This is a genomic window from Frankia sp. AgKG'84/4 (genome assembly GCF_023242965.2).
In the GTDB taxonomy this organism is placed as follows: domain Bacteria; phylum Actinomycetota; class Actinomycetes; order Frankiales; family Frankiaceae; genus Frankia.
On the sequence record NZ_JALKFU020001011.1, the window covers coordinates 1 to 1,796 of the forward strand.

The 1,796-nt window shown below is 73.1% G+C and carries 2 protein-coding genes; both read left to right on the forward strand.

The window, feature by feature from the left end:
- Positions 1-849, forward strand: an 849-nt coding sequence (locus MXD58_RS26845; protein ID WP_284678898.1) for an LmeA family phospholipid-binding protein, incomplete at its 5' end; no start/stop codon positions are given.
- 97 nt (positions 850-946) lie between these two features.
- Complete coding sequence (locus tag MXD58_RS26850; protein WP_248837106.1) at positions 947-1,771, forward strand: enoyl-CoA hydratase; 825 nt, start codon at positions 947-949, stop codon at positions 1,769-1,771.
- Positions 1,772-1,796 lie beyond the last annotated feature (25 nt).

A 1,796-nucleotide genomic window follows, 5' to 3' on the forward strand; every position in this document is an offset into this window, starting at 1 on the left:
CCGGTGGCCACCACGGCCAGTCGGCCGCGGTGGCGCCGCTCGGCCGGCCCCCGGCGGCCGCTCGCTTCGGGGCGGCGCCTCGCGCTGATCGCAGCCGTCGTTCTGGTCGCGTTCCTCGCGCAGTTCGTCGTCGCCGACCGGCTCGCCGTCATCGTCGCCCAGCGGGCGATGGCCAGCCAGATCCGCAGCGGCGCACTCGCCGACCTGCCGTGTGACACCACCCCGCCGACGGTGTCCGACGTCCACATCGGTGGGTTCCCGTTCCTCACCCAGGTGCTGACCGGATCCTTCTCCGACGTCGGCCTGACCATGACCGGCCTGCCCACGACCGGCCCCCGCATCGAGCGGATCAGTGCCCATGCCCACGGCATCCACGTCCCGATGTTCCGGCTCGCGACCGGCGGCGACGGCACCATCCGCATCGACGATCTGGCGGCCACGGTCCGCATGACCTACGCCGACCTCAACGCCTACCTCGCCACCCAGCCCGGCAGCGTGCACATCACCCCCCTCGACGGCGGCAGCCGCCTGGCGATCACCGCGACGCTGAACATCCCGCTGTTCGGCGACCAGCAGGTCGGTGGCGTGACGACCTTCGCCGTCCACAACAACAAGGTGACGCTCGTCCCCTCGCAGATCATGCTGAAGGGTCTGTTCAACCTGAGCATCCCGCTCGGCAACCTCGGCCAGTACTTCCCGCAGGTCGCGATCCCCGTCGGCGACCTGCCCTTCGAGCTGACCGTCACCGACGCCACGACCGACGCCACCGGGCTGAACCTCGCCGCGACCGCGGCGAACATCGAAACCTCCACCGCCGACCAGAAGCCCTGCCGCCCCACCGGGGGCTGACCGGAGCCGGTGGACCATGCACGGCCGCGGTACGCTGGCGGGCCTGCGGGTCCCGACGAGCCATGGCCGGACGCGTACCTGACCCCGAAGGAGCGCCGTGACGGCACAACCGACCGAGGCGGAACCCGTCGTCCTCGTCGAGGTGGCGGACCGCGTCGCGACCGTGACGCTGAACCGTCCGCGTGCCCGCAACGCGCTGAGCCGGACGCTCATGCACGCGCTGTGGGACGCGGTCACGGCGCTGGGCGCTGATCCGGAGGTCGACGCCGTTGTCCTCACTGGCGCCGACCCGGCGTTCTGCGCCGGCGTCGACCTGCGCGAGGCGGCGGGACGGGCGCCGCGACCCGCCGAGCCCGAGCCCCGCCCGCTGGGCGCCGGCCCCGACCGTGACGTCAACGGGATCTTCCGGTTCCTGCCCGTCCTCGACAAGCCGGTCATCGGTGCGATCAACGGCCCCGCCGTCACCGGGGGCCTCGAGCTGGCGTTGCAGTGCACCTTCCTGGTCGCCTCGGAGAAGGCCCGGTTCGCCGACACCCACGCCCGCGTCGGCGTCATGCCCGGCGGCGGCATCACCGTGCTGCTCGCCCAGTCCGTCGGGCTGCGCCGCGCTATCGAGATGTCGCTGACCGGCAACTTCGTCGGCGCCGAGGAGGCCCTGCGCCTCGGCCTGGTCAACCACGTGGTTGCGCACGCTGAGCTGCTGCCCTTCGCGCGGCGCCTCGCCGGCGACATCGCCGGCAACGACCAGCACAGCGTGCGCCGCCTGTTCGCCCACTACCGCCGGATCGCGAACGCGGCCACCCTCGACGAGGCCCACGCGCTCGAGGGCATGTTGTCCATGACCTGGCGCCCAGGCATGAGCAACATCGGCGAGCGGCGCGACGAGGTCCTGCGCCGCGGCCGCGCCCAGCTCGGCGGCTGACCCGCCGCCGGCCGGGGTCCACGCG